This window comes from Streptomyces sp. NPDC093984, from assembly GCF_044764595.1.
Lineage (GTDB): Bacteria > Actinomycetota > Actinomycetes > Streptomycetales > Streptomycetaceae > Streptomyces > Streptomyces cynarae.
Window position 1 is genome coordinate 841085 of sequence record NZ_JBIWIM010000001.1, and the last position, 20388, is coordinate 861472.

18 protein-coding genes and 1 pseudogene are annotated in these 20388 nt (G+C 69.5%); 12 read left to right on the forward strand and 7 right to left on the reverse strand.

The window, feature by feature from the left end; translation table 11 throughout:
- Window positions 1–13 precede the first annotated feature (13 nt).
- From ACIRC0_RS03910 to ACIRC0_RS03925, 4 genes are all read right to left on the reverse strand, one after another.
- Complete coding sequence (locus ACIRC0_RS03910) at window positions 14–796, reverse strand: ATP-binding cassette domain-containing protein (protein ID WP_403610826.1); 783 nt, start codon at window positions 794–796, stop codon at window positions 14–16.
- 113 nt (window positions 797–909) lie between these two features.
- Window positions 910–2004, reverse strand: coding sequence for a sugar ABC transporter substrate-binding protein (locus ACIRC0_RS03915; protein ID WP_403610828.1), 1095 nt, complete (start codon window positions 2002–2004; stop codon window positions 910–912).
- 607 nt (window positions 2005–2611) lie between these two features.
- Window positions 2612–4198, reverse strand: a complete 1587-nt coding sequence (locus ACIRC0_RS03920; protein WP_403610831.1) for a Na+/H+ antiporter — start codon at window positions 4196–4198, stop codon at window positions 2612–2614.
- 134 nt (window positions 4199–4332) lie between these two features.
- Complete coding sequence (locus ACIRC0_RS03925; protein ID WP_403610834.1) at window positions 4333–5394, reverse strand: ABC transporter permease; 1062 nt, start codon at window positions 5392–5394, stop codon at window positions 4333–4335.
- Window positions 5395–5655: 261 nt separating this feature from the next.
- Between ACIRC0_RS03925 and ACIRC0_RS03930 the strand changes: the two genes are divergently transcribed.
- The 3 genes from ACIRC0_RS03930 to ACIRC0_RS03940 all read left to right on the forward strand — a co-directional run bounded on the left by ACIRC0_RS03930 (window position 5656) and on the right by ACIRC0_RS03940 (window position 9651).
- The gene (locus ACIRC0_RS03930; protein WP_403610836.1) at window positions 5656–7623 is read left to right on the forward strand and encodes a glycoside hydrolase family 97 catalytic domain-containing protein; all 1968 of its coding nucleotides are present in this window, start codon (window positions 5656–5658) and stop codon (window positions 7621–7623) included.
- Window positions 7624–7837: 214 nt separating this feature from the next.
- Window positions 7838–8893, forward strand: coding sequence for a D-erythronate dehydrogenase (denD, locus tag ACIRC0_RS03935; protein ID WP_403610839.1), 1056 nt, complete (start codon window positions 7838–7840; stop codon window positions 8891–8893).
- Between the two features lie 17 nt (window positions 8894–8910).
- Entirely contained in the window at window positions 8911–9651 is a 741-nt protein-coding gene (locus ACIRC0_RS03940) for a FadR/GntR family transcriptional regulator (protein ID WP_403610842.1), read from the forward strand.
- A 54-nt stretch (window positions 9652–9705) separates the two neighbouring features.
- Here the strand turns inward: ACIRC0_RS03940 and ACIRC0_RS03945 are convergent, their stop codons facing one another.
- The 3 genes from ACIRC0_RS03945 to ACIRC0_RS03955 form a co-directional block, all read right to left on the reverse strand.
- The gene (locus ACIRC0_RS03945) at window positions 9706–9930 is read right to left on the reverse strand and encodes a hypothetical protein (RefSeq protein WP_403610845.1); all 225 of its coding nucleotides are present in this window, start codon (window positions 9928–9930) and stop codon (window positions 9706–9708) included.
- Window positions 9927–10562, reverse strand: coding sequence for a hypothetical protein (locus ACIRC0_RS03950; RefSeq protein ID WP_403610848.1), 636 nt, complete (start codon window positions 10560–10562; stop codon window positions 9927–9929). Before ACIRC0_RS03950 ends, ACIRC0_RS03945 begins: the two co-directional genes overlap by 4 nt.
- 128 nt (window positions 10563–10690) lie before the next feature.
- Entirely contained in the window at window positions 10691–11260 is a 570-nt protein-coding gene (locus ACIRC0_RS03955; RefSeq protein WP_403610850.1) for a TetR/AcrR family transcriptional regulator, read from the reverse strand.
- A 158-nt stretch (window positions 11261–11418) separates the two neighbouring features.
- Between ACIRC0_RS03955 and ACIRC0_RS03960 the strand changes: the two genes are divergently transcribed.
- The 9 genes and pseudogenes from ACIRC0_RS03960 (at window position 11419) to ACIRC0_RS04000 (ending at window position 20335) form a co-directional block, all read left to right on the forward strand.
- Window positions 11419–12765, forward strand: a complete 1347-nt coding sequence (locus tag ACIRC0_RS03960) for a carboxypeptidase regulatory-like domain-containing protein (RefSeq protein WP_403610853.1) — start codon at window positions 11419–11421, stop codon at window positions 12763–12765.
- A 162-nt stretch (window positions 12766–12927) separates the two neighbouring features.
- Window positions 12928–13971, forward strand: a complete 1044-nt coding sequence (mgrA, locus tag ACIRC0_RS03965; RefSeq protein WP_403610855.1) for an L-glyceraldehyde 3-phosphate reductase — start codon at window positions 12928–12930, stop codon at window positions 13969–13971.
- A 29-nt stretch (window positions 13972–14000) separates the two neighbouring features.
- Window positions 14001–14327 (forward strand): putative quinol monooxygenase, encoded by a 327-nt coding sequence (locus tag ACIRC0_RS03970; RefSeq protein ID WP_403610858.1) that lies wholly within the window; start codon window positions 14001–14003, stop codon window positions 14325–14327.
- Window positions 14328–14625: 298 nt separating this feature from the next.
- Entirely contained in the window at window positions 14626–15138 is a 513-nt protein-coding gene (msrA, locus tag ACIRC0_RS03975; RefSeq protein ID WP_403610860.1) for a peptide-methionine (S)-S-oxide reductase MsrA, read from the forward strand.
- A 102-nt stretch (window positions 15139–15240) separates the two neighbouring features.
- Window positions 15241–15666, forward strand: coding sequence for a hypothetical protein (locus ACIRC0_RS03980; protein ID WP_403610862.1), 426 nt, complete (start codon window positions 15241–15243; stop codon window positions 15664–15666).
- 637 nt (window positions 15667–16303) lie between these two features.
- Window positions 16304–17713, forward strand: a complete 1410-nt coding sequence (locus ACIRC0_RS03985) for a ricin-type beta-trefoil lectin domain protein (RefSeq protein WP_403610865.1) — start codon at window positions 16304–16306, stop codon at window positions 17711–17713.
- A gap of 44 nt (window positions 17714–17757) precedes the next feature.
- Window positions 17758–18993 (forward strand): annotated as a pseudogene (locus tag ACIRC0_RS03990) (alginate lyase family protein); the annotation flags it as partial.
- A 45-nt stretch (window positions 18994–19038) separates the two neighbouring features.
- Window positions 19039–19410, forward strand: a complete 372-nt coding sequence (locus ACIRC0_RS03995) for a ricin-type beta-trefoil lectin domain protein (protein ID WP_403612688.1) — start codon at window positions 19039–19041, stop codon at window positions 19408–19410.
- A 106-nt stretch (window positions 19411–19516) separates the two neighbouring features.
- On the forward strand, window positions 19517–20335 hold the full coding sequence (locus tag ACIRC0_RS04000) for an SAM-dependent methyltransferase (protein WP_403610867.1): 819 nt from the start codon (window positions 19517–19519) through the stop codon (window positions 20333–20335).
- Window positions 20336–20388: the final 53 nt, after the last annotated feature.

Consider the following 20388-nt stretch of genomic DNA (forward strand, 5'->3'; position numbering starts at 1 on the left):
TTGCGGCTCTCTTTCACCACTCCACCTCCCGGTGGGCCACTCGATGCGGAACGTTTTCCGTGGCCCCGGTGATGGAGGAAATGATCTCTTCCTGAGACGCGGTGTTCACGTTGAAGAAGCCGTTGTTGCGGCCCAGTCGCAGCACCGCGGCCCGGTCTGCGAGAGCTTTGACGTCGGCCATGTTGTGACTGATGAGCAGTACCCCCATGCCGCGGTCACGCAGCTGGTCGACGAGCTCCAGGACCTCGGCGGTCTGCTGGAAGCCGAGGGATGCCGTCGGCTCGTCCAGGAGGAGGAGCCGCGGGTCGCCGAGGAGCGAGCGCGCGATGGCGACCATCTGCCGCTGGCCGCTCGACAGGGAGACGACCGGGGAGCGCAGATCGACCAGGCCGGTCGCGAGGCGCTTCAGCAGGTCCCGGGTACAGCGTTCCATCTCCACTTCGTCGAGGAATCCCCACCTTCGGATCTCACGGCCGAGGAACAGGTTGCCGACGACGTCGAGGTTCCCGCACAGGGCGAGGTCCTGGTAGACGGTGGCGATGCCGAGTCCACGGGCGTCGTGGGGACGCCTGATCTGCACCGGCCGGCCCTCCCACTCGATGACGCCCGTGTCCGCGGGCGCGACGCCCGAGATCACCTTGACCAGGGTGGACTTGCCGGCCCCGTTGTCGCCCAGGAGCGCCACGACCTCGCCGGCGCGAACCTCCAGTTCGATGTCGGTGAGGACCTGAACGACGCCGTAGCGCTTGCAGACGCCGTGCAGTGCCAGCAGGGGTTGAGCCGGCACGGAAACCATCTCCTTCCCGGGCCCGGCCGTGGTGAACGGCTTGTCCGGCCCGTGCGCCTGTTCGGCTTGTTCAGCACGCTCGACCTGATGGCCTGCTCGGCCGCCCGTTCGGCCTGTTCGGCCTATCCGGTGAGTCCGGCCTTGTCGCAGGCCGCCCTGAGTCGGGGAATGCAGATCTGCTGGATCGTGTACACCCCGCCCTTCACGAGGGTGTCCTTGATGTTGTCGGCGGTCACGGCCACCGGGGTGAGCAGGACGGCCGGAACCGCCTTCTCGCTGCGGTTGCTCACCTTGCCGGTGGCCATGGGGTCGAGGCTCTCGCCGCGGGCGGCGGCCACGGCCATGGCGGCACCCGCGGCGGCCTCGGGCTGGAACGGCTTCCAGACGGTCATGTACTGCTCGCCGTCGACGATGCGCCGGACGCCTCCGAGGTCCGCGTCCTGGCCGGTGACCGGGGGCAGCGGGCTGATCTTGTTCGCTCGGAGGGAGGAGATGATGCCGGAGGCGAGGGCGTCGTTGGCGGAGTAGACGCCGTCGATGTGGTCGGCGCCCAGGTCGGCGATGGCTCCCGACATGCTCATGTTGGCGAGGTCCGACCGCCACATGGGCGTGTCGAACATCTTGCCGATCTTGACTTTGCCTCTGAGCACCGACAGGGCTCCCTCCTTGAACGCGACGGCGTTGGGGTCGGTGGGGTCGCCGTTGATCATGACGATCTCGTCGCCGTGCCCTCTCTCATCCATGGCTCGCAGGAGCGCCCTGCCCTGGAGCCTGCCGACCTCCTGGCCGTTGAAGGAGACATAGCCCGAGATGGGGCCCTCGGAGAGGCGGTCGTAGGCGATCACCGGGATACCCGCCCCAGCCGCCTTCCCGACCGCGGAACTGAGCGCCCTGGCGTCGACCGCCACGAGCACCAGCGCATCGACCCGTCTGGTGATCATGGAGTCGACCTGCTGCTGCTGGGTGGCCACATCGCCCCGGGCGTTGGCGTGTACGACCTTGCAGTCGCCGCACAATTCCTTGATCTTCTTCTCCAGCAGGGGCCTGTCGTCCGTCTCCCAGCGGGGCGTGACCGCATCCGGCACCAGCAGGCCGATACTCGGACCGCCGCTCCTGCCGCCGACGGCGTTCTCGCCGCTCTGTCCGCAGGCCGCCAGGGCGACGGCCACCGACACCGCGGTCACAGCGAGGACGGCGTTCCGTATGCAGGTCTTCATGCGGGAGACCTCCCTGGGCCTTCCCACCGGGGCGAGGCCCGATCAGGTCCTCAGCCGAGGGCGGCCTCGGACCGGCAGGTTCCACAGGTCCCGGGCCGGGACGGATACCGGGACGGACGGATACCGGGACGGATACCGGCTCGGACGGATACCGGGTCGGGACAGGTCCCGGCGGACAGGCCCCGGTCCGGGACAAGTCCCGGGTGCCGGAGTCGTCGGCCCGGCGGCGCACATGGCACGGCTGCGCGGTTCGGCGGCGGGGCCCTCGGCGGCGTCGTCGACAGGACAGGTCGTCCAGCGGGCACGGGCGCCTCCCTGACTGCGCACGGCGGCGGTACCCGGCCTCCTCACCATGCCACGCGTACCGGCAGGCCGAGGCCCGCCGGAGGGCAGACGGCGACGATGCGGGCGCCGGCGCACTGCGCCCGCAACGTGCCGTCTGAGAGTGACATGACGGCCACGTCGTCAGTCTGGCATCGGCTGCGGCGACCTGCGAGCGCAACGGGTCCATAGTGGTGGCCGACGCCGGTGGGGGCACCGAGCGTCGGCGAACCGGTCGTCCTCAGCCGCGTGGGAGCGGGTTGGAGCGGGATACCGGGACCGGCAGTCAGCCGCGGTCCCGGAGGCTGGCTTCTTCGAGGTCGAGTTCGTGCTGGATCCGGCGACGGGTGGCGTTGCTGATCTTGTTGGCTTCGTAGAGACGCTGGAGCTCGGCCGCCTCGATCGCGATGAGTGTCCGGCGTATCTCGCGGTAGACGTCGGCAGGACGGGCGTCCGGGTCGCTGTAGTCGGCGTCTTCGACCTGGTGGATACGCGCTTCCAGATGGCGACGGGCCTGTTTCAGGGCGGCCTCGGCGGCGCCACCCAGTTCGGCGAGCTGGTCCAGATCGCCGAGCTGTTTGAGCTCTTCGAGAGCGGCGTGGGCGATGTGCCGGCGGGTCCGGGCCTCCTCGCGGGCGGTGTGCTCCGGTTCCAGAGCGATACCGGAGCGGTGGACGACAGAGGCGAGGGTGAACCCCTGGAAGACAAGGGTGAGCACGACGGTCCCGGTGGTGAGTGTGAGGATGAGCGCCCGGTGCGGCAGCGGCGCCCCTGCGTCGGTGGTCAGGGGGATGGAGAGCGTGGCGGCCAGCGGCATGACGCCACGGGTGCCTGCCCAGGACAGGACGGCCGGGACACGCCAGGAGAGACGGCCGTCGCCCTCGCTGTGCCGGTGCTGCATCAGGGCGGACAGCGGGAAGACCCACAGCAGGCGGATCGCCAGCACGGTGAAGGCGATCACCGGCACCCACAGCGGCCAGCCGCGCTCGTCGTGCGCGAGATGGCGGACGGCGGAGGGGAGCTGCAGGCCGATGAGGGCGAAGACGACGCTCTCCAGCAGGAAGGCCACAGTGTCGTAGACGGCGTGGACCTGGAGGCGGATGGGGGCGTTGCTGAGCTTGTGACCGGTGCTCCCGAGCACGACGCCGGAGACGATGACGGCGGTCACGCCCGAGGCGTGCGATTGCTCCGCGATGACGTACGAGGCGTACGGGGTGACCAATGCGATGACCGTGTCCAGCATGGGATCCTCGGTCCGCCGGCGGATGAGGGTCACCACTGCGGCGACCGCCGCGCCGATGAGGACTCCTCCGCCTGCGAGGATCAGGAACTGCTCGACGGTGCCGGACAGGGTGATGGCGCTGCCGGAAACCGCGGTGGCCACGGCGACCTTGTACAGGACCAGGGACGTCGCGTCGTTGAACAGGCTTTCCGCCTGCACCATGGCCTGCACGCGCGGTGGGAGGGACAGGCGCCGGCCGAGCGCGGTCACGGCCACGGGGTCGGTGCTGGCCAGGACCGAGCCGAGGATGAACGCGGTCGCGGCGGTCAGCGGGGTGATCGCTCGGGCGACGTACCCGACGGCGATGGCGGAGGCGAGGACCAGACCGAAGACCAGGCCGGTCACGGGCCGCCACACGGTGCGCAGGTCGCGGACGGAGATCTCCCCGGCCGAGGCGAAGAGCAGTGGCGGCAGCACCAGCACGTTGATCGTGTGAGGCGGCAGGCGCACCTCGGGAACCCACGGCATCAGCCCCACGACGAGACCGGCGACGACGAGCAGCGAGGGGGCCGGCAGGCTCCAGCGCCGGGCACCGGTCGCCACGGCTGTGGCCAGGACCACGAGCAGAAGGACGACGGTCAGGCCGGTCATGGTGCGTCCCCGGGTGGTTACGGCTTGTCACTACGCTCTGACCAGGCTTTATCAACGTAACCGACCGCGGGCGGCGACGCAGCCGCCGACGTCTCGTACGCGTCGGCCCACAGGGCGATCCGGGTGCCCGCTCATCACGCGCTTCCCGCACCGGGGGCGGTGGCCGGTGCGGTCGCCGGGCTGCCGGGGTGGCGTGCACGCCAGGCGAGGAAGACCGACGTGCCGGCCAGGCACCACGCGGCGAGCACGACATAGGGCTCGACGTGCTGGTCGTGAGGGAAATAGATGGCGTTGCGCTGGGCACTCACCGACGCGCCCGGTGGCAGGAACCGCCCGAGAAAGCCCAGGATCGGGGGGAGCAGCGGCCAGGCGACCGCACCCCCGGAGGAGGGGTTGCCGAGGATGACCAGCAGCAGCCACGTCGGCAGCAGCGCCCACCGGCCCAGGAAGGTGTGGAACGCGGTGAAGATCATGCCGGCGGTGAACATCGTGAGCGCGCAGATTCCCCACGACTGGGCGAACGGCAGCCGTGCCACGCCGAGCACCCAGTCGGTCATGGCGCAGATGGACAGTCCGCCCAGCACGGAGTAGCCGGCGGTGGCGGCGATCCGTTCGGCGGGGCGCAGCGCCAGGGCATGCCCTCCGAGCTGGATGGCGCCGACGAAACCGAGGATGGTCGACCCCAGGGCGATGTAGAAGAGCGCGAGCCCCTGCGGGTCGGTGGCCGGAAGCGGTTTCACGTCCCTGACCTGGACGGGGATGGCCAGCGCCCGGCCCACCGCCGGGGCACTCCGGCTGAGGACCCGGGCGACCGACGCACCCGCCGCGCTCGCCACGTCGACCTCCACCCCGGCCGGACGGCGCTGCAGGATCGCGAACTCCCGCTGCGCGCCGACCGCGGCGAGGGCCTTGTCGTAGTCGGCATACGGGTGGAGGACGAGCGAGGTGCGCAGCGCGGCCTCCAGCGCGCCGACGAACCGTTCGCCCTTGGCCGACTTTCCCGTCACCGCGACGGGGATGCGATGCGGTACGGGATCGGCCATGGCCCAGCAGTAGGCGCCGACGAAGAGCCCGGCCAGGGCCGCGATGATGAGGGAGATCACCACGGCCGGCACGAAACGCGAGGACGTCAGCCGCGACCATCCGCCCTGACGGGGCTGCCGACGAGGCTCCGCTGCGGACCGATGCTCGCCCATGGCCGTGATCGTATGGGGGCGTGGAGGGCGGCGCCCGGCTGCCGCACCGGACGCGTCACCGGCATGCCGGACCCCTCTCGACCGCGCCGGGGACCTCGAGGGTGCCGTCCTCGTCCTCCCTCTCCGACGCTCCGGCTGCGCAGGTATTGACCCGCCCTCACATCAGCACGTACAACGGCTCCAGAAAACGCTTACTACACCTTTCGCTCAAATCAGGCCGCGCGCGAACGACGCGCCCTTCAATCGGAGAGGTCCCTGACGATGAGAATTTCCGGCGACCAGGAAGAGCCCACCGCAGAGAGAGCCGGCCGCTCGGGGGCGCTGTCCCGTCGGGGCATGCTCAAGGGCGCGGCCGTCACCGTCGGTCTGGCGGCGGCGGGGATCGGCGCCACGCGGCCCGCCTACGCGGCGGGGGCCTCGGTCAGCGCGACCGCGCGCATGGGCGGCAACTCCATCACGATGTCGGTGGTGGACGGAGCGCTGCGGTGGTCCGCCCAGCACGACGGCAAGACAGTCATCGACACCTCTGCCCTGGGCCTCAGGCTGAGCGACGGGACCGTCCTCGGCAGCCAGGTGACGGTGACCCAGAACCAGCACTGGACCCTCCACACCACCTGGTCCCCGGTGTACGGGCGCAACGCGACCGTCACCGACCACTACCAGGAGCAGCGCTGGAACCTTGAGGACACCGCCTCGGGGCTCCGCTTCAGCGTCCAGATCCGCGCCTACAAGACCGGCGTCGCGCTGCGTTACGTCCTGCTCGACACCGGCACCGCCACCGTCTCCGACGAACTGACGACGTTCGTGTTCCCCGACGACACCACCGTCTACAGTGCCCGCGACGAGAACCCCTACAACCCGGTGGCGCCGGGCTCCATCCCCGTCACCGGCACCTCCAGCACGGACAACGGCCCCCTGACCGACCTGCCGCTGACCGCCGCCCTCCCCGGCGAGCTCATCGCCTGCGTCTGCGAGTCCTCGCGGATCGACTTCCCCCGCCTGATGCTCAGTTCGGTACCCGGGCAGCCCAACACCCTGGCCGCCTTCCTGATGGAGCACACCGCCCGCGGCACCGGACCGGTGGCGACCGAATCCACGGTCACCACCCCGTTCGCCACACCGTGGCGCGCGGTGGTGATCGGCTCCACCCACGCCGAACTGGTCGACAACGCTGAGCTCGTACTCAACCTGGCGCCGCCCAGCGCCCTCACCGACACCTCGTGGATCAAGCCCGGCAAGGTCTTCCGCTGCGAGCTCACCACCGCGGCCGGCCTCGCGGGCGTGGACTTCGCCGTGGCCCGCGGCCTGCAGTACATCGAGTACGACGCCGGCTGGTACGGGCCCGAGTTCTCCACCCCGGACGCGACGAAGCCGATCGCCGCCATCGACCTGCCGTCCGTCGTCTCGTACGCGACGAGCAAGGGCATCGGCGTTTTCCTCTACGTCAACCGGCTCGCGCTGACCGACGCCGACTCGCTGTTCGGCCTCTACAAGAGCTGGGGCGTCGCGGGCATCAAGCTCGGCTTCATCAACGACGGCACCCAGGCGATGACGAACCAGATCACCGGCTGGGCGCAGACGGCCGCCAAGTACGAGTTGCTGATAGACATGCACGACGACGTCCGGCCGTTCGGCTACGAGCGCACGTACCCGAACTACATCAGCCTGGAGGGCGTCCGGGGCAACGAGAACTTCCCGACCGCCACGCACAACGTGACGCTGCCCTTCGCGCGCAACATCGGCGGCCCGATGGATTACACCATCTGCTACGGCCAGTCGCGCGACAAGACGACCAACGCCCACCAGATGGCGATGGCGGCGGTGTACTACCAGCCGCTGAACTTCCTCTTCTGGTACGACAAGCCCTCGAAGTACTCCAACCCCGCGAACTGGCCCGGACTGCCCTGGTTCAACGCCATCCCCACCACCTGGGACGAGAGCAGGACCCTGGCCGGGTCCATCGGCGAGTACGTGGCGGTCGCCCGCCGCAACGGCGACACCTGGTACCTCGGAGCGATGACCAACGAGACGTCCCGGACCCTGTCGATCCCGCTCTCTTTCCTGGGCGGCGGAACCTACACCGCGACCGTCTACGCCGACGGCACCCCGGGCACCAACCCGTACCAGACCCCGGTCGTGGTCAGCACCCGGACCGTCACCTCGGAGTCCACGCTCGACATCGCCATGGCCGGCGCGGGGGGCCAGGCGATCATCCTGACGCCGAGCTGACCTCAGGCGGTCGTCGTCCTCGCCCAGTCCTCGATGAGCCGGACGGTGCGGTCGACGTGTTCCTCGTGCAGGTAGTGGCGGCGGTCTTCGCGGGGCCCGACATGGTCGCCCTGGGGGCGCTGGCCGCCCCCCGCGCCGGCACGAGCGAGGGTCTCCGCCGGCTCGACGGCTACCGAAGCGACCGAAGCGACCGAAGCGACCGAAGGAACAACGCATGAGGATCGTCATCACGGGTGGCTTCGGCTTCCTGGGACAGCAGGTGGCCGCCGCACTGCTGCGGACGCGAACGTTCTGTGGTGCACCGATCGACCGGCTGGTGCTCGCCGACCGGATCGTGCCGCCCGCATCGACGGCGGCGGCCGACCCGCTCGTGGACGTCGTCCAGGGCGACCTGGTGGACCACCTCGACGAGGTGTTCGGTGAGCCGGTGGATGTGCTGATCCACCTCGCCGCCGCGGTCTCGGCCGCGTGCGAGGCCGACTTCGACCTCGGCATGAGCGCCAACGTGGACACGACCCGCGCGCTGCTCGAAGCCGCCCGGGCACAGTCGGCCGCCGGCGGCCCGACGCCGCGGGTGGTGTTCTCCAGCAGCGTCGCGGTCTACGGTTCCGACCCGATGCTGCCGCTGCCGCCGGTGGTCAGCGAGTCGACCCTGCCCACGCCGCGGTCGAGTTACGGGACGCAGAAGCTCGTCTGCGAGCAGCTGATCGCGGACTACACCCGCCGCGGCTTCGTCGACGGACGCGTCGCCCGCCTCATGACCGTCTCCGTACGGCCGGGGAAGCCGAACGCGGCCGCTTCCGGTTTCCTGTCCGGCATCATCCGCGAGCCGCTCGCGGGCCTCCCGGCCACCTGCCCGGTGCATCCCGGACTGCGGGTGGCCCTGGCCTCGCCCCGGCGCACGGTCGCGGGCATCCTCCGCGTCGCCGAGGTTGAGCGAGGCGTCGGCCCGGGGCGCCTCGGCGGCGGCGTGCCGGTGAACCTCCCGGCGCTCACGGTTTCGGTCGCCGAGATGCTGGCAACGCTTCGGCGGGTGGCCGGCGACACCGTCGCCGACCTGGTGACGATCGCACCCGATCGTGACATCGAGGCCATCGTGGGCTCCTGGCCCGCTGTCTTCGACAACGCGCGCGCCACCGCCCTCGGGCTGGAACCCGACCCGAGCTTCGAGTCGGTGGTACGGGACTACGTCGAGGACCACGCCGACGCGGTGCTGGTCGACGTCGCCCCGCTCGCAGCCGGGGCGGACAGGGCGGCGCCGATAGACTGAAGAGCATATTTTCCAAGGTGAACGGTCCCGTGCGGCTCGCGGACCAGGTCGCCGCGGTGCTGTCGGAGGAGATCGAGTCCGGACGACTGGCCGTGGGCGACAAGCTGCCGACCGAGGTGCAGCTGGTCAAGCATCTGGGCGTCAGCCGCACGGTGGTGCGCGAGGCCGTCTCCAGGCTTCGCAACGTGGGCCTGGTCGAAGCGCGCCAAGGTCTCGGCGTGTTCGTCCTGCCTCGGCGCACCCGACCGCTCGACCTGGAAGCCGATGCCTCCCAGACCAGGTCCAAGGTGCTGCAGATCGTGGAGGTACGTCGCCCCATCGAGGGCGAGGCGGCGTATCTCGCGGCCGCCCGTGCCGCACCGGACGACCTCGCCCGGATACGTCAGGCCCTCGACGCGATCGACGCGGCCGTGGCGGCCGGGGGCGACGGCGTGGACGAGGATCTCGCCTTCCACACGTCCATCGCCGAGTCGACCGGGAACGCCGTGATGGTCTCGACGGTCCGGTACCTGGGCGAGGTACTGCGCAGCGGCATCCGCGTCACCCGCGCGAACGAGGCGCGGCGGGGCGATTTCATCGAAGCGGTCCGGCAGGAGCACCACGCCATCTTCGCCGCGATCGAGGCAGGTGACGCCGAGGCGGCACGCGCCGCCGCGCGCCGCCACCTGAAGCACGCCGCCTCGCGGCTCCAGGATGCGGACGACAGGTTCTGGACCGAGGCGCAGGACCTCGCCGTGGATCTCGGCACCGCTCCCTGACGGGTACGGCGGCCTTGATCGCCGTTCGGGGCACGCGCGCCTGCGCCGCCCCGCTTACGGGGCGCTTCGCAGGGGTCGCAGGGCAGCGGCGCCGACCCGTGCCATCGCGGACACCGGTGATCCTGCCCATCGGATGAGGTCGCGCGGGAAGCCGGCGTCGAGCTCGATGGTCACCCGCACGTATCGGGTGTGCAGCCGAGTGACCTTGACGGGACGCGGTACGGCGGCGTCCGGTTCCCGCTGCAATGCGGCCCGGTAGGTGTCCTTGCGCTGGTTCATGCCTTGTCCTGTCGCTTGATGAGTTCGTCTGCGAGGTCCATGTACGCCGAGCCCTTGACGTCGACGGGGCTGCCGAACGACTGGGCGTACAGGTCGAGCCGCGGAATGTGGGTGGACAACACGTCGAATCCCCGCTCGGTGAGAACCTCGCGGGCGTCGGCGTCGGGACCGGTGCGCGTGGCCTCGGCGCGATTCGTTCGGTTCAGCAGAACGGCGGCACGGGCCGGCTGGGCGCGCAGGGACTGCACGTCGCCCATCTCGCCGCCGATGGGCGCCATGCGATCCAGTTCGATGGGAGCCGGAGTCACCGGCACGATCCACTCGCTTGCGTACCTCATGATGCTCCGGGTGATGTGCGCGTGGTCCTCCAACTGCGGGGCGTCGAAGACGACGGCCTTGCGGTCGCCGAGGAAGTCGTTCACGCGCCGGTGCACGTCGCCCACCGGAAGAGCGACCACCGGAAACGGGAAGCCACCCGCCAATTCGCTCCAGCGCAGTGCGGAGGAGGCGGCGTCACTGTCGACCAGCAGCGGTGGGATACCCGACTCGTGAAGCGCGTGCGCCAACCAGACCGCGCTCGTCGTCTTTCCCACTCCGGGCTTCAGGTTCACAAAGGCGTAGCTCAGCGACACAGGAGTCAACGTATGGTCGCGAGCGGCCGTCGGCCGTCGGCTCGGGGCACACGGTCCCGGCGTTCACCCTGCGGCGCCGGCGAATCATCCGTTTGGGCCAGTACGGAAGCCGCAAGGCCCCATCGAGCTCAGTCGGCCGCCGCGACCGCGTCCCTGATGAGGCGGCGAGCGGCCGCGTCGGTACGGGCGACGTCATGGGTCACCAGGCGGTCCTGGCACAACCCGCGCAGGCCGGAGACGAGCAGCGTGGCCCCTGCCCGCGCCTGCTGTGGCGTGTGACCCAGCCGGCCGTATGCGGCGGCGATGGGGCCGATCATGACCTCGACGCTGTCGGCGGCAAGGGTGCCGTACTGCTCCGGATCGGTGGCGGCCAGGCTGAGCAGCTGCAGCAGCATGCGGACCGGTCCGGACTGCTCCCCTACGGTCATCGCTTCCCACAGCGCATGGGCGGCCTTGCGCAGCCCGGCGGTGTCGTGGACGTCGTCGAACATCGCGTGGGCGTCGGGACGGCTGGCGGCCAGTGCCTGGGCCAACAGGTTCTCGCGACTGCCGAAGTAGTACAGAAGCATGCGCTTGGTGGTGCCGATCGACTCTGCGAGCGGGCTCAGCGACATCTGCGCGACGCCGCGGTGCTGGAGGTGGTGCACGACCTGCTTCAGCAGCTCGGCACGCTTCTCGACGTTGACGGGGCGAGGCACGGCTTTGACTGTACCGGCCGGTACACGTATGGTCCACCCAACATGGATGTGCCGATCGGTACATTAACGGGATGGCGCCACGGTGATGGGCCGGCGCGGGGATCGAAGACAAGGGTGGTTCCGTGAAACACCGGATCGAACGTCCTCGGGGCATACCCTTGGCCAGGACTCTGGCCGAGGCACTGACGATCCCGGCGCTGCTCTTCCTCGGGCTGCTGTTCTGCTTCCCTCTGGCCTTTCATGAGCCCCAGCCGAACCACGCGAAGATCGTGATCGCCGACCCCGCAGTGGAACGCAAGGTCGACACCGCTCTGCGACGGCAGCATCCAGGTGGGTTCGAAGTCGCCGCTGTGGCAGACGCCCGGGAAGCCCGCCAGGCGGTACTGGGCCGGGGCGCCGTGGCGGGCTACGCCGCCAGGGGCAGACATGCTGTGCTGTACGTGGCCAAGGCCAACGGGGTGGCCCTGGAGCAGGTGCTGACCAAGGGTTTCACCCAGCTTGCGGCGCACAACCACCAGAGGCTCACGGTCACGGACGTGGCGCCCACCGTGAGCAAGGACGGGCTCGGCACGACCCTGGTCTACTTCGGAATCGCCTGGAACGTCCCCGGCTACATACTCGCGACGACCCTGCTGCGGGCGGTGACGTTCAACCGTCGCAAGAAGCTCCTGACGATCGCGGGCGCAGCCGCGCTCTTCAGCGTCGTGGGCTTCTTCGTCGGCGTGGGGCTGGGCTTCTTCCCCGACGAGCCCTCGGCCCTGGCGATCGCCTTCTTGCTCACCACGGCGGTGGCCACGTTCTCCCTCGGCGTGGCGCCCTTCACCAAGCAGTTCTTCCCTCTGGTGGGTTTGGGTCTGTACATCGTGCTCAGCGTTCCCTCCAGCGGCGTGGCCCCCGTCCAGTTGCTGCCGAGGTTCTTCCAGGGCCTGCACGCCGTCATGCCGCTGGGCAACGCGGTGGACGCCCTGAAGGGGGTCCTGTACTTCGGCGATGCGGGGGTGCTCAAGCCGGTCCTCGTGCTGTGCGCGTGGACCACGGCGGGTATGGCCTTGCTGGGCCTCGACGCGTGGCGGCACCACCGCATGGCCGTACGGCGCGGGCCGGAGGACGAGCAGGAGGACGTTCCGGAGCCGCCGGTGGAGGACCCGTCCGTGGAGGCGCCCACGCCTACCGCGCTTCCGGTGCACCGTCACCACTTCGGCGAGCCGTTGCCGATGCTGGAGGGCACCGTCCACGACGGCGAGCAGAAGCCGCTCCGCCATGCCGCGGTGACCGTCATGGACGCCGGCGGCCGGCAGTTGGTGCGGACCGCGACGAACGCACGGGGCGAGTACGCCGTGACCGGTCTGCCCGAGGGCTACATCAGCGTTGTGGTCTCCTACCCCGGCCGAAATCCAGTGGTCCGCCAGAGGCTGCTGCAGTCCGGTGTGGCCGTCCGGTCCGACTTCACCATGCATGACCGGCGCAACGGGGTGTCACCTCTCGCGGCCGCTCCACGCCACTGACAGGAAAACAGGAGGCGCGGGGTGCTGGATCCCATTCAGAAGCAACACTGCTGAATCCGATGGATTGGCGCTATTGGACTTCAGAGTCGCGCAGGAGCACCGTTGGGAATCGCCCCCTCGAACCCGACGGGGGCATTCACCGCCCCACCCGGAGATCGCCCGATGAACCACGTCGCGGATCCTGAGCGCTACAACGGCACCATGCGCTACCGGCGCACCGGCCGCTCAGGGCTCGACCTTCCCGTCCTGTCCCTGGGCTACTGGCACAACTTCGGCGACAACCGGCCGTTCGAGGCCCAGCGGGAGATCGCGCTGCGCGCCTTCGACCTCGGGATCACCCACCACGACCTCGCGAACAACTACGGCCCGCCCTACGGCTCCGCCGAGATCAACTTCGGGCGCCTGATGAAGCAGGACCTCGCGCCGTACCGGGACGAACTGGTGATCTCCACCAAGGCCGGCTGGGACATGTGGCCCGGCCCCTACGGCCAGGGCGGCGGCTCCCGCAAGTACGTGCTCGCCTCGCTCGACCAGTCGCTGCGGCGCATGGGCCTGGAGTACGTCGACATCTTCTACTCCCACCGGCTCGACGCGACCACACCGCTCGAGGAGACGATGGGCGCACTGGACACCGCCGTCCGTCAGGGCAAGGCGCTGTACGTGGGCATCTCCTCCTACGACGCCGAACGGACCCGCGAGGCGGCCGCCGTCCTCCGGGACCTGGGCACCCCGCTCCTCATCCATCAGCCGTCGTACAGCATGCTCAACCGCTGGATCGAGACCGACGGTCTGCTCGACACCGCCCAGGAGGAGGGCTTCGGCGTCATCGGGTTCACGGCCCTCGCCCAGGGGCTCCTGACCGGCCGGTACCTCGACGGCATCCCCGGTGACTCGCGGGCCGCGCAGGGCACGTCGTTCGACACGGCGTGGCTGTCGGACGACATGCTGAACCGGCTGCGCGCTCTCAACGACATCGCGGCCCGTCGCGGGCAGACCCTGGCCCAGATGGCCCTCGCCTGGGCCCTGCGCGACGAGCGCGTCACGTCCCTCGTCATCGGCGCGTCGCGCACCGAACAGCTGGAACAGAACGTCGCCGCGCTGGACAACCTCGACTTCACCACCGAGGAACTGGCCGAGATCGACAAATACGCCACCGACGGCGGCGTCGACCTGTGGCAGGACGCCCGCCTCGGAAACCTCGGCTGACCATCACCGGCACGACGGAGAGCAGCGAAATGATCTTCATCACGGCGAAGTTCCGGATCAAGCCGGAGCACGCGGAGCGTTGGCCGGAGATCGTCCGGGAATTCACCGAGGCCACCCGCAGCGAACCCGGCTGCCTCTGGTTCGACTGGTCACGCAGCCTGGCCGACCCGGCCGAGTACGTACTCGTCGAGGCCTTCCGCCACGCCGACGCCGGCGCCGCACACGTCCAGTCCGCCCACTTCAGGGCCGCGCAGCAGACCCTGCCGCCGTACCTGGCGGACACACCGCGGATCGTCAACGCGGAACTCGAACAGGACGACTGGTCCTTGCTCGGGGAGATGGCCGTCGAGGACTGATCCGAGTCACAGGGCCCGAGGTTCGCCGCGCCGTCATCAGCGCATAGAGGGTCACGGACGCAACGCCGCGCGGTCGGATGCACCCCGGCTCCCCGGGTCCTGTGCAGTCGCTGGGAGGCGCCCACGGCAGCAGGGGCCCGCCGACAAGCCGAGCGCGCGGCGACCGGAGGACCGGTCGGGCAGGCGCGGAATTGTTCGGAGCCCTCACGCGCTGAGGTAGCCAGAGGGTACGGGACGCCGACGGTGTACGAACCGAGCGGCGCGAGTGACCGAGGCGACAGACAGTGGAGGGGCCGACATGGCAGCGCAGACGCAGAGGGCCGTACTGGCGGGCGGATGTTTCTGGGGGATGCAGGACCTGATCCGCCGGCTCCCGGGCGTGACGGCGACCCGGGTCGGCTACACCGGGGGCGACGTGCCGAACGCGACGTACCGTAACCACGGGACCCACGCGGAGGCCATTGAGATCCTTTTCGACCCCGAGAAGACCGACTTCCGCACGATCTTGGAGTTCTTCTTCCAGATCCACGACCCGAGCACCAAGAACCGCCAGGGCAACGACATCGGCCTCAGCTACCGCTCGGCGATCTACTACGTGGACGACGAGCAGAAGCGGATCGCCGAGGACACCATCGCGGATGTGGACGCCTCCGGTCTGTGGCCGGGCAAGGTCGTCACCGAGGTCGAGCCGGTCGGCCCCTTCTGGGAGGCCGAGCCGGAGCACCAGGACTACCTGGAGCGCTACCCCGAGGGCTACACCTGCCACTTCCCCCGCCCGGGATGGCGGCTGCCAGCCCGCACGGAGCGCTGAGCCACCCCCCCAACCGGCGCAGGCCACGGTCTGCGTCGGCGTTGTCGCCGTACCGGTGCCCACTCGTCGCCCACCGCGCTGCGTGGTCGGCCGCTGACGGGGGTGTGGTCACTCGACCAGGCGCGGCCGGATTCGATGGCAGGGGCTGAGGGGTTCGGTGCGCTGTTGAAGCGGCCGGCGGATCACCGGCAACGGGACCTCGGCGCCTTGCCCCTGCTCGCCGACGTTTCCGAGCCCGAACTCCTGAGCCTGTTCCGCGGCGGGGCACCGAGCCCGTCTCTGCTTCGGCGGCCTGCGCCCGCGCTCCGCCTGCACACCGCGGCCCTATTCGTGATCGCGGGTGTCGAGGTGCCCCACGACCTCGCCCCTGCGGACACCAGGGCCGGAGAGCGGGTGCCCGACCTCGTCCGTCAGGCCGTCGCTCTGCCGCCGGAGAAGCGTGCCGATTCGCGCGATTTCACGGCGTCCCTGCCGCGCCAGGAGCGCACGCAGCCTGTTCCTGGCCTGCCGGCTACCTGGCGGCGTTGACCGGCGTCCCGCTCCCGGGCGTGTACCCCAGCCCCCGGTCCGCCGCTGCCGGCCTCGGCGAGCTCATCGGGCACGTGCGGCGTCTCACCTCAAGTCGGCTTCAGCGAGTCAGCGACACGACGGAGTCCATGCTGCGCCAGCTCGGCGAACGGGGTCGGGCGTAGCCGGGCCGTGTCAGGCCCACCCTCGCGGCCACGGCGATCCGGGCGGGCGGTGCGCGGCTTCCTCCTGCACGGCAACGAGGCGCGCAAGCCGCCATGAGCAGTCGTCGTCCGCGTTCGTTGCCGTCATTGCCGTCGCCGGTCAGCTCCAGCCTCCTCCGACGGCGAACGCGGCGAACCAACAGCGACGGTGCAAAGCCGCTGTCTTACCTTGCCGTGCCCGGCCGTCGCGCATTCAACTCCCGTACGCAGCAAGGCGTCAAGGGAGTCGAGCGGGGTCTGTGACGCAACCTCGTGAAACTGCACCGTGGGCCATACGGCGCGGCCGTTCGAAGAAGTCGAAGTCAACGACGACAGGAACCTTTCCTGTCAGTTCTCTTGCGCGTTGCTTTCTTCGCTAGTTGACTTCGCGCTGCTCGGCCGCTCCTCCTTCTCCCCCACGAACCGGTCCCTCACCAGACCCAGTTGGATGGCCCATGCGTATCAGACATCTGTCCCCCCTCGTCGGCTTCCTGGCGTCGGTCTCCCTGCTCGGTGCAGCCTCTGACGCCCAGGCAGCAGCCAACCCCGGTCCAGGCTTTCCCGCCCAATACGTCGCGCCCTGGGTGGAGACCTGGAACTCCCCGTCCGCCATGGCGAACGCCCGGGCCGCCACCGGCGTCAACCACTTCCACCTCGGGTTCGTACTCAGCGACGGCACCTGTAACGCCACCTTCAACGGCAACATGTCGATCAGCGACGCCGGCTGGACCACCGCGATCAACAACCTGCGGGCCTCCGGCGGCGACGTCATCGCCTCCTTCGGCGGTGCCGCCGGAACCGAACTCGCCCAGGCCTGCGGCACCGTGTCGGCGCTCCAGGCCCAGTACCAACGGGTCATCGACACGCTCAACCTCACCCGGCTCGACTTCGACATCGAGGGGTCGGCGCTGAAGGACACCGCCGCCAACGACCGCCGCAACCAGGCCATCGCGGGCCTCCAGGCGGCTGCCAAGGCCGCCGGCCGGAAGCTGGACATCGACTACACGCTGCCGACGAACCCCGACGGTCTCGACAAGGACGGGCTGAGCCTGGTCGACAACGCCAAGTCCCGCAATGTGAACGTCAATCTGGTCAACATCATGACCATGGACTACTACCAGAACGTCTCCGACATGGGTTCTGCCGCCATCAGCGCCGCCACCGCACTCCACACCCAGTTGGGGAACGTCTGGTCCACAAAGACCTCCGCCGAGCTGTGGGCCATGGAGGGCAACACGCCCATGATCGGCGTGAACGACTCCCTCAACGAGATCTTCACCACGGGCAACGCCACCACGCTCACCGACTTCGCCAAGTCCAAAGGCATCCAGCAGATCGGCTACTGGTCCCTCGGCCGTGACGCGGCCTGTGCGACCAACGGCACACTCTCCGACACCTGCAGCGGCACCCCGCAGAGCCCGTACCAGTTCGCCGGCATCTTCAACGGCATCGGCGGCAGTGGTGGCGGTGGCACCACCCACACCGGTCCGATCACCGGCTACGCGGGCCTCTGCCTCGACGACAGGGGCGCTTCCACGGCCAACGGCAACCCGATCCAGGTCTACACGTGCAACGGCACGAACGCCCAGACCTGGACGGTCAACGACTCCGACCACACCCTGCGGGTGCTCGGGAAGTGCCTGGACGTCGCGGCCGGCGGCACCGCCAACGGCACCAAGGTGCAGCTGTACGACTGCAACGGCACGGGCGCGCAGGCATGGGTCCCGCAGGCCAACGGCTCGCTGCTGAACCCGCAGTCGGGCAAGTGCCTCGACGACACCGACTGGTCCACCACACCCGGCACGCAGTCCCAGATCTGGTCCTGCAGTGGCAACGCCAACCAGAAGTGGGCCCTCCCCGCCTGATCCGTTCCGCACCGGTAAGACCAGTCCGAAGGGCAGGACCTGCCATGCAACTGCGTCAATTCCTGCGGCGGAGCCGCGCCACGACCGTGCTTCCCGGAACCCTCGCGGCTGCCGCTGCCCTGCTGTGCGGCGGCCTCGCCGGCCCGGCCGCCGCGCAGGGCACCGCCACCACCGGGGCGACGGTCGCCGCCTCGCCCACCGCCTTCACCCATCCCGGCGTGATGGTGAGCAGACCCCAGCTGGACTACGTCCGTACCCAGGTGCAGGCAGGCGTCCAGCCATGGGCGTCCGCATACCAGCAGATGACGTCGAGTTCCTATGCCTCGCTGTCGCGCGTCCCCAAGCCGTGGTCGGTCGTGGACTGCGGCTCCTACTCCAACCCGGACCACGGCTGCACCGACGAGCGGCAGGACGCCATCGCGGCCTACACCGACGCCTTGATCTGGTACATCAGCGGCGACAGCCGGTACGCCGACAAGTCGATCCAGCTGATGAACGCGTGGTCTGCCGTGATCACCGACCACACCAACAGCAACGCCCCGCTGCAGACCGGCTGGGCGGGCTCGGTGTGGCCCCGGGCCGCCGAGCTCATCCGGTACACCTACACCGGCTGGTCCTCCTCGGACATCGGCCGCTTCACGGCGATGCTGCGGAACGTCTACCTCCCCGAGGTCGTCAACGGATCCAACAGCAACGGCAACTGGGAGCTTTCGATGATGGAGGCCGCCGTCGGCATCTCCGTCTTCATCGAGGACCCGGCCGGCTACGACACGGCCATCAAGCGTTACCTCAACCGGGTCCCGGCCTACATCTACCTGTCCTCGGACGGCTCCCTCCCCAAGACGGTGCCCGGCAGCGGCCTGGACACCTCGCAAAAGGTCATCAACTACTGGCAGGGACAGTCGACCTTCGTCACGGGCCTCACCCAGGAGACCTGCCGGGACTTCACCCACACCGGGTACGGCATCTCCGCGATCTCACACGTCGCGGAGACCGCGCTGATCCAGGGTCAGGACCTGTACCCGCAGGTCGGTGAGCGGCTGCGGCAGGCGCTGGGCTTCCAGACCACCTACGAGAACGGCGCCGCGGTCCCGTCGTGGCTGTGCAACGGCACGCTCAACCTCGGCCTCGGCCCGATCACCGAGCCCGGTTTCAACGCCATGCACAACCGGTACGGCTATGCGATGGCCAACACCCAGTCGTACACGGAGTCACACCGTCCGCAAGGCACCAACAACCTCTTCGTGGCCTGGGAGACCCTGACCAACGCCGACAACCCCTACGTCGCCTCCGGTACGCCGCCACCGCCGTCCCCGGTCGGTCCGATCACCGGTATCGGCGGCAAGTGCGTCGACGTCGCCGGGGCCGGCACCGCCGACGGCACCGCCATCCAGCTCTGGGACTGCAACGGCACCGCGGCCCAGCAGTGGACCGTCGCCACCGACGGATCCCTGCGCGCCCTCGGCAAGTGCATGGACGTCACCGCCGCCGGAACAGCCGACGGCGCAAAGATCCAGCTGTACTCGTGCAACGGCACCGGTGCCCAGCAGTGGAAGCCCCAGACGAACGGCACGCTGGTGAACTCCGCGTCCGGCAAGTGCCTGGACGCCACCGGGCAGAGCTCCGCCGACGGCACCCGGCTGCAGATCTGGACCTGCGCCGGCACCCCCAATCAGCTGTGGACCCTGCCGACGTGAACTGACGCGGCCGGGTGATCAGCGCGAGCCCACTTCACGGAGAAGACCCGTTCAAGGATTCCAAAGTGATGGTCAGCGGGCCACGCCACAGGGGAGGATTGTCGACATGACGGATGAAGGCTCCTCCATCGACCCCACCAAGCCCAGTATCGCCCGCGTCTACGACTACCTGCTCGGTGGCAAGGACAACTACGCCGTGGACCGGGAGATCGGCGACGTGTTCAAACGTGACCTTCCCGGTTCGGTGGCAATCGCCTTCGCCAACCGCGCGGCCCTGATCCGCGCGGTCCGGGAGATCGCGACGACCACCGGCGTGCGGCAGTTCATCGACCTGGGCAGTGGCCTTCCGACCGCCGACAACGTCCACCAGGTCGCGCAACGGCACGCACCGGAGTCCCGGGTCGTGTACGTGGACACCGACCCCCAAGTGCTGGTCCACGGCCGTGCGCTGTTGGAGGAGAACGACCGGACCCGGTTCGTCGCGGCCGACGTACGCAACCCCGAAGACGTCCGTACCCACCCGGACACCCTGAAACTGATCGACTTCGATCGCCCCGTCGCCGTCATGTTCAGCGCCATCCTTCACCACGTCAACGACGAGGAGGACCCGGCTGGAATCGTCCGCTACTGGCGCGACCACGTGCCCTCCGGAAGCTACTTCTTCGTCAGCCACTTCCGTTCCGGCAACAACCCGGAGACGGCGGAGGCCGAGGCAGTCCTCCAGCGGACTTTCGGCCGCGGCCGGTGGCGCACCGACGAGGAGATCGAATCCCTGCTGGACGGCCTGGAGATCCTCGACCCCGGGATCGTCCCCGCGTCCCTGTGGCGTCCTGACGTGGTCGACAACCCGTGGAACAGCAGCGGCGAACGGGAGCTCACCGTCTGGGAGCGCCTCATCGCCGCCGGACTGGCCCGGAAGGCCTAGTACGTGTCAGGTGATCATGTCACCGCCGTGTGCCTGTGTCGTCGGTCCCAGGT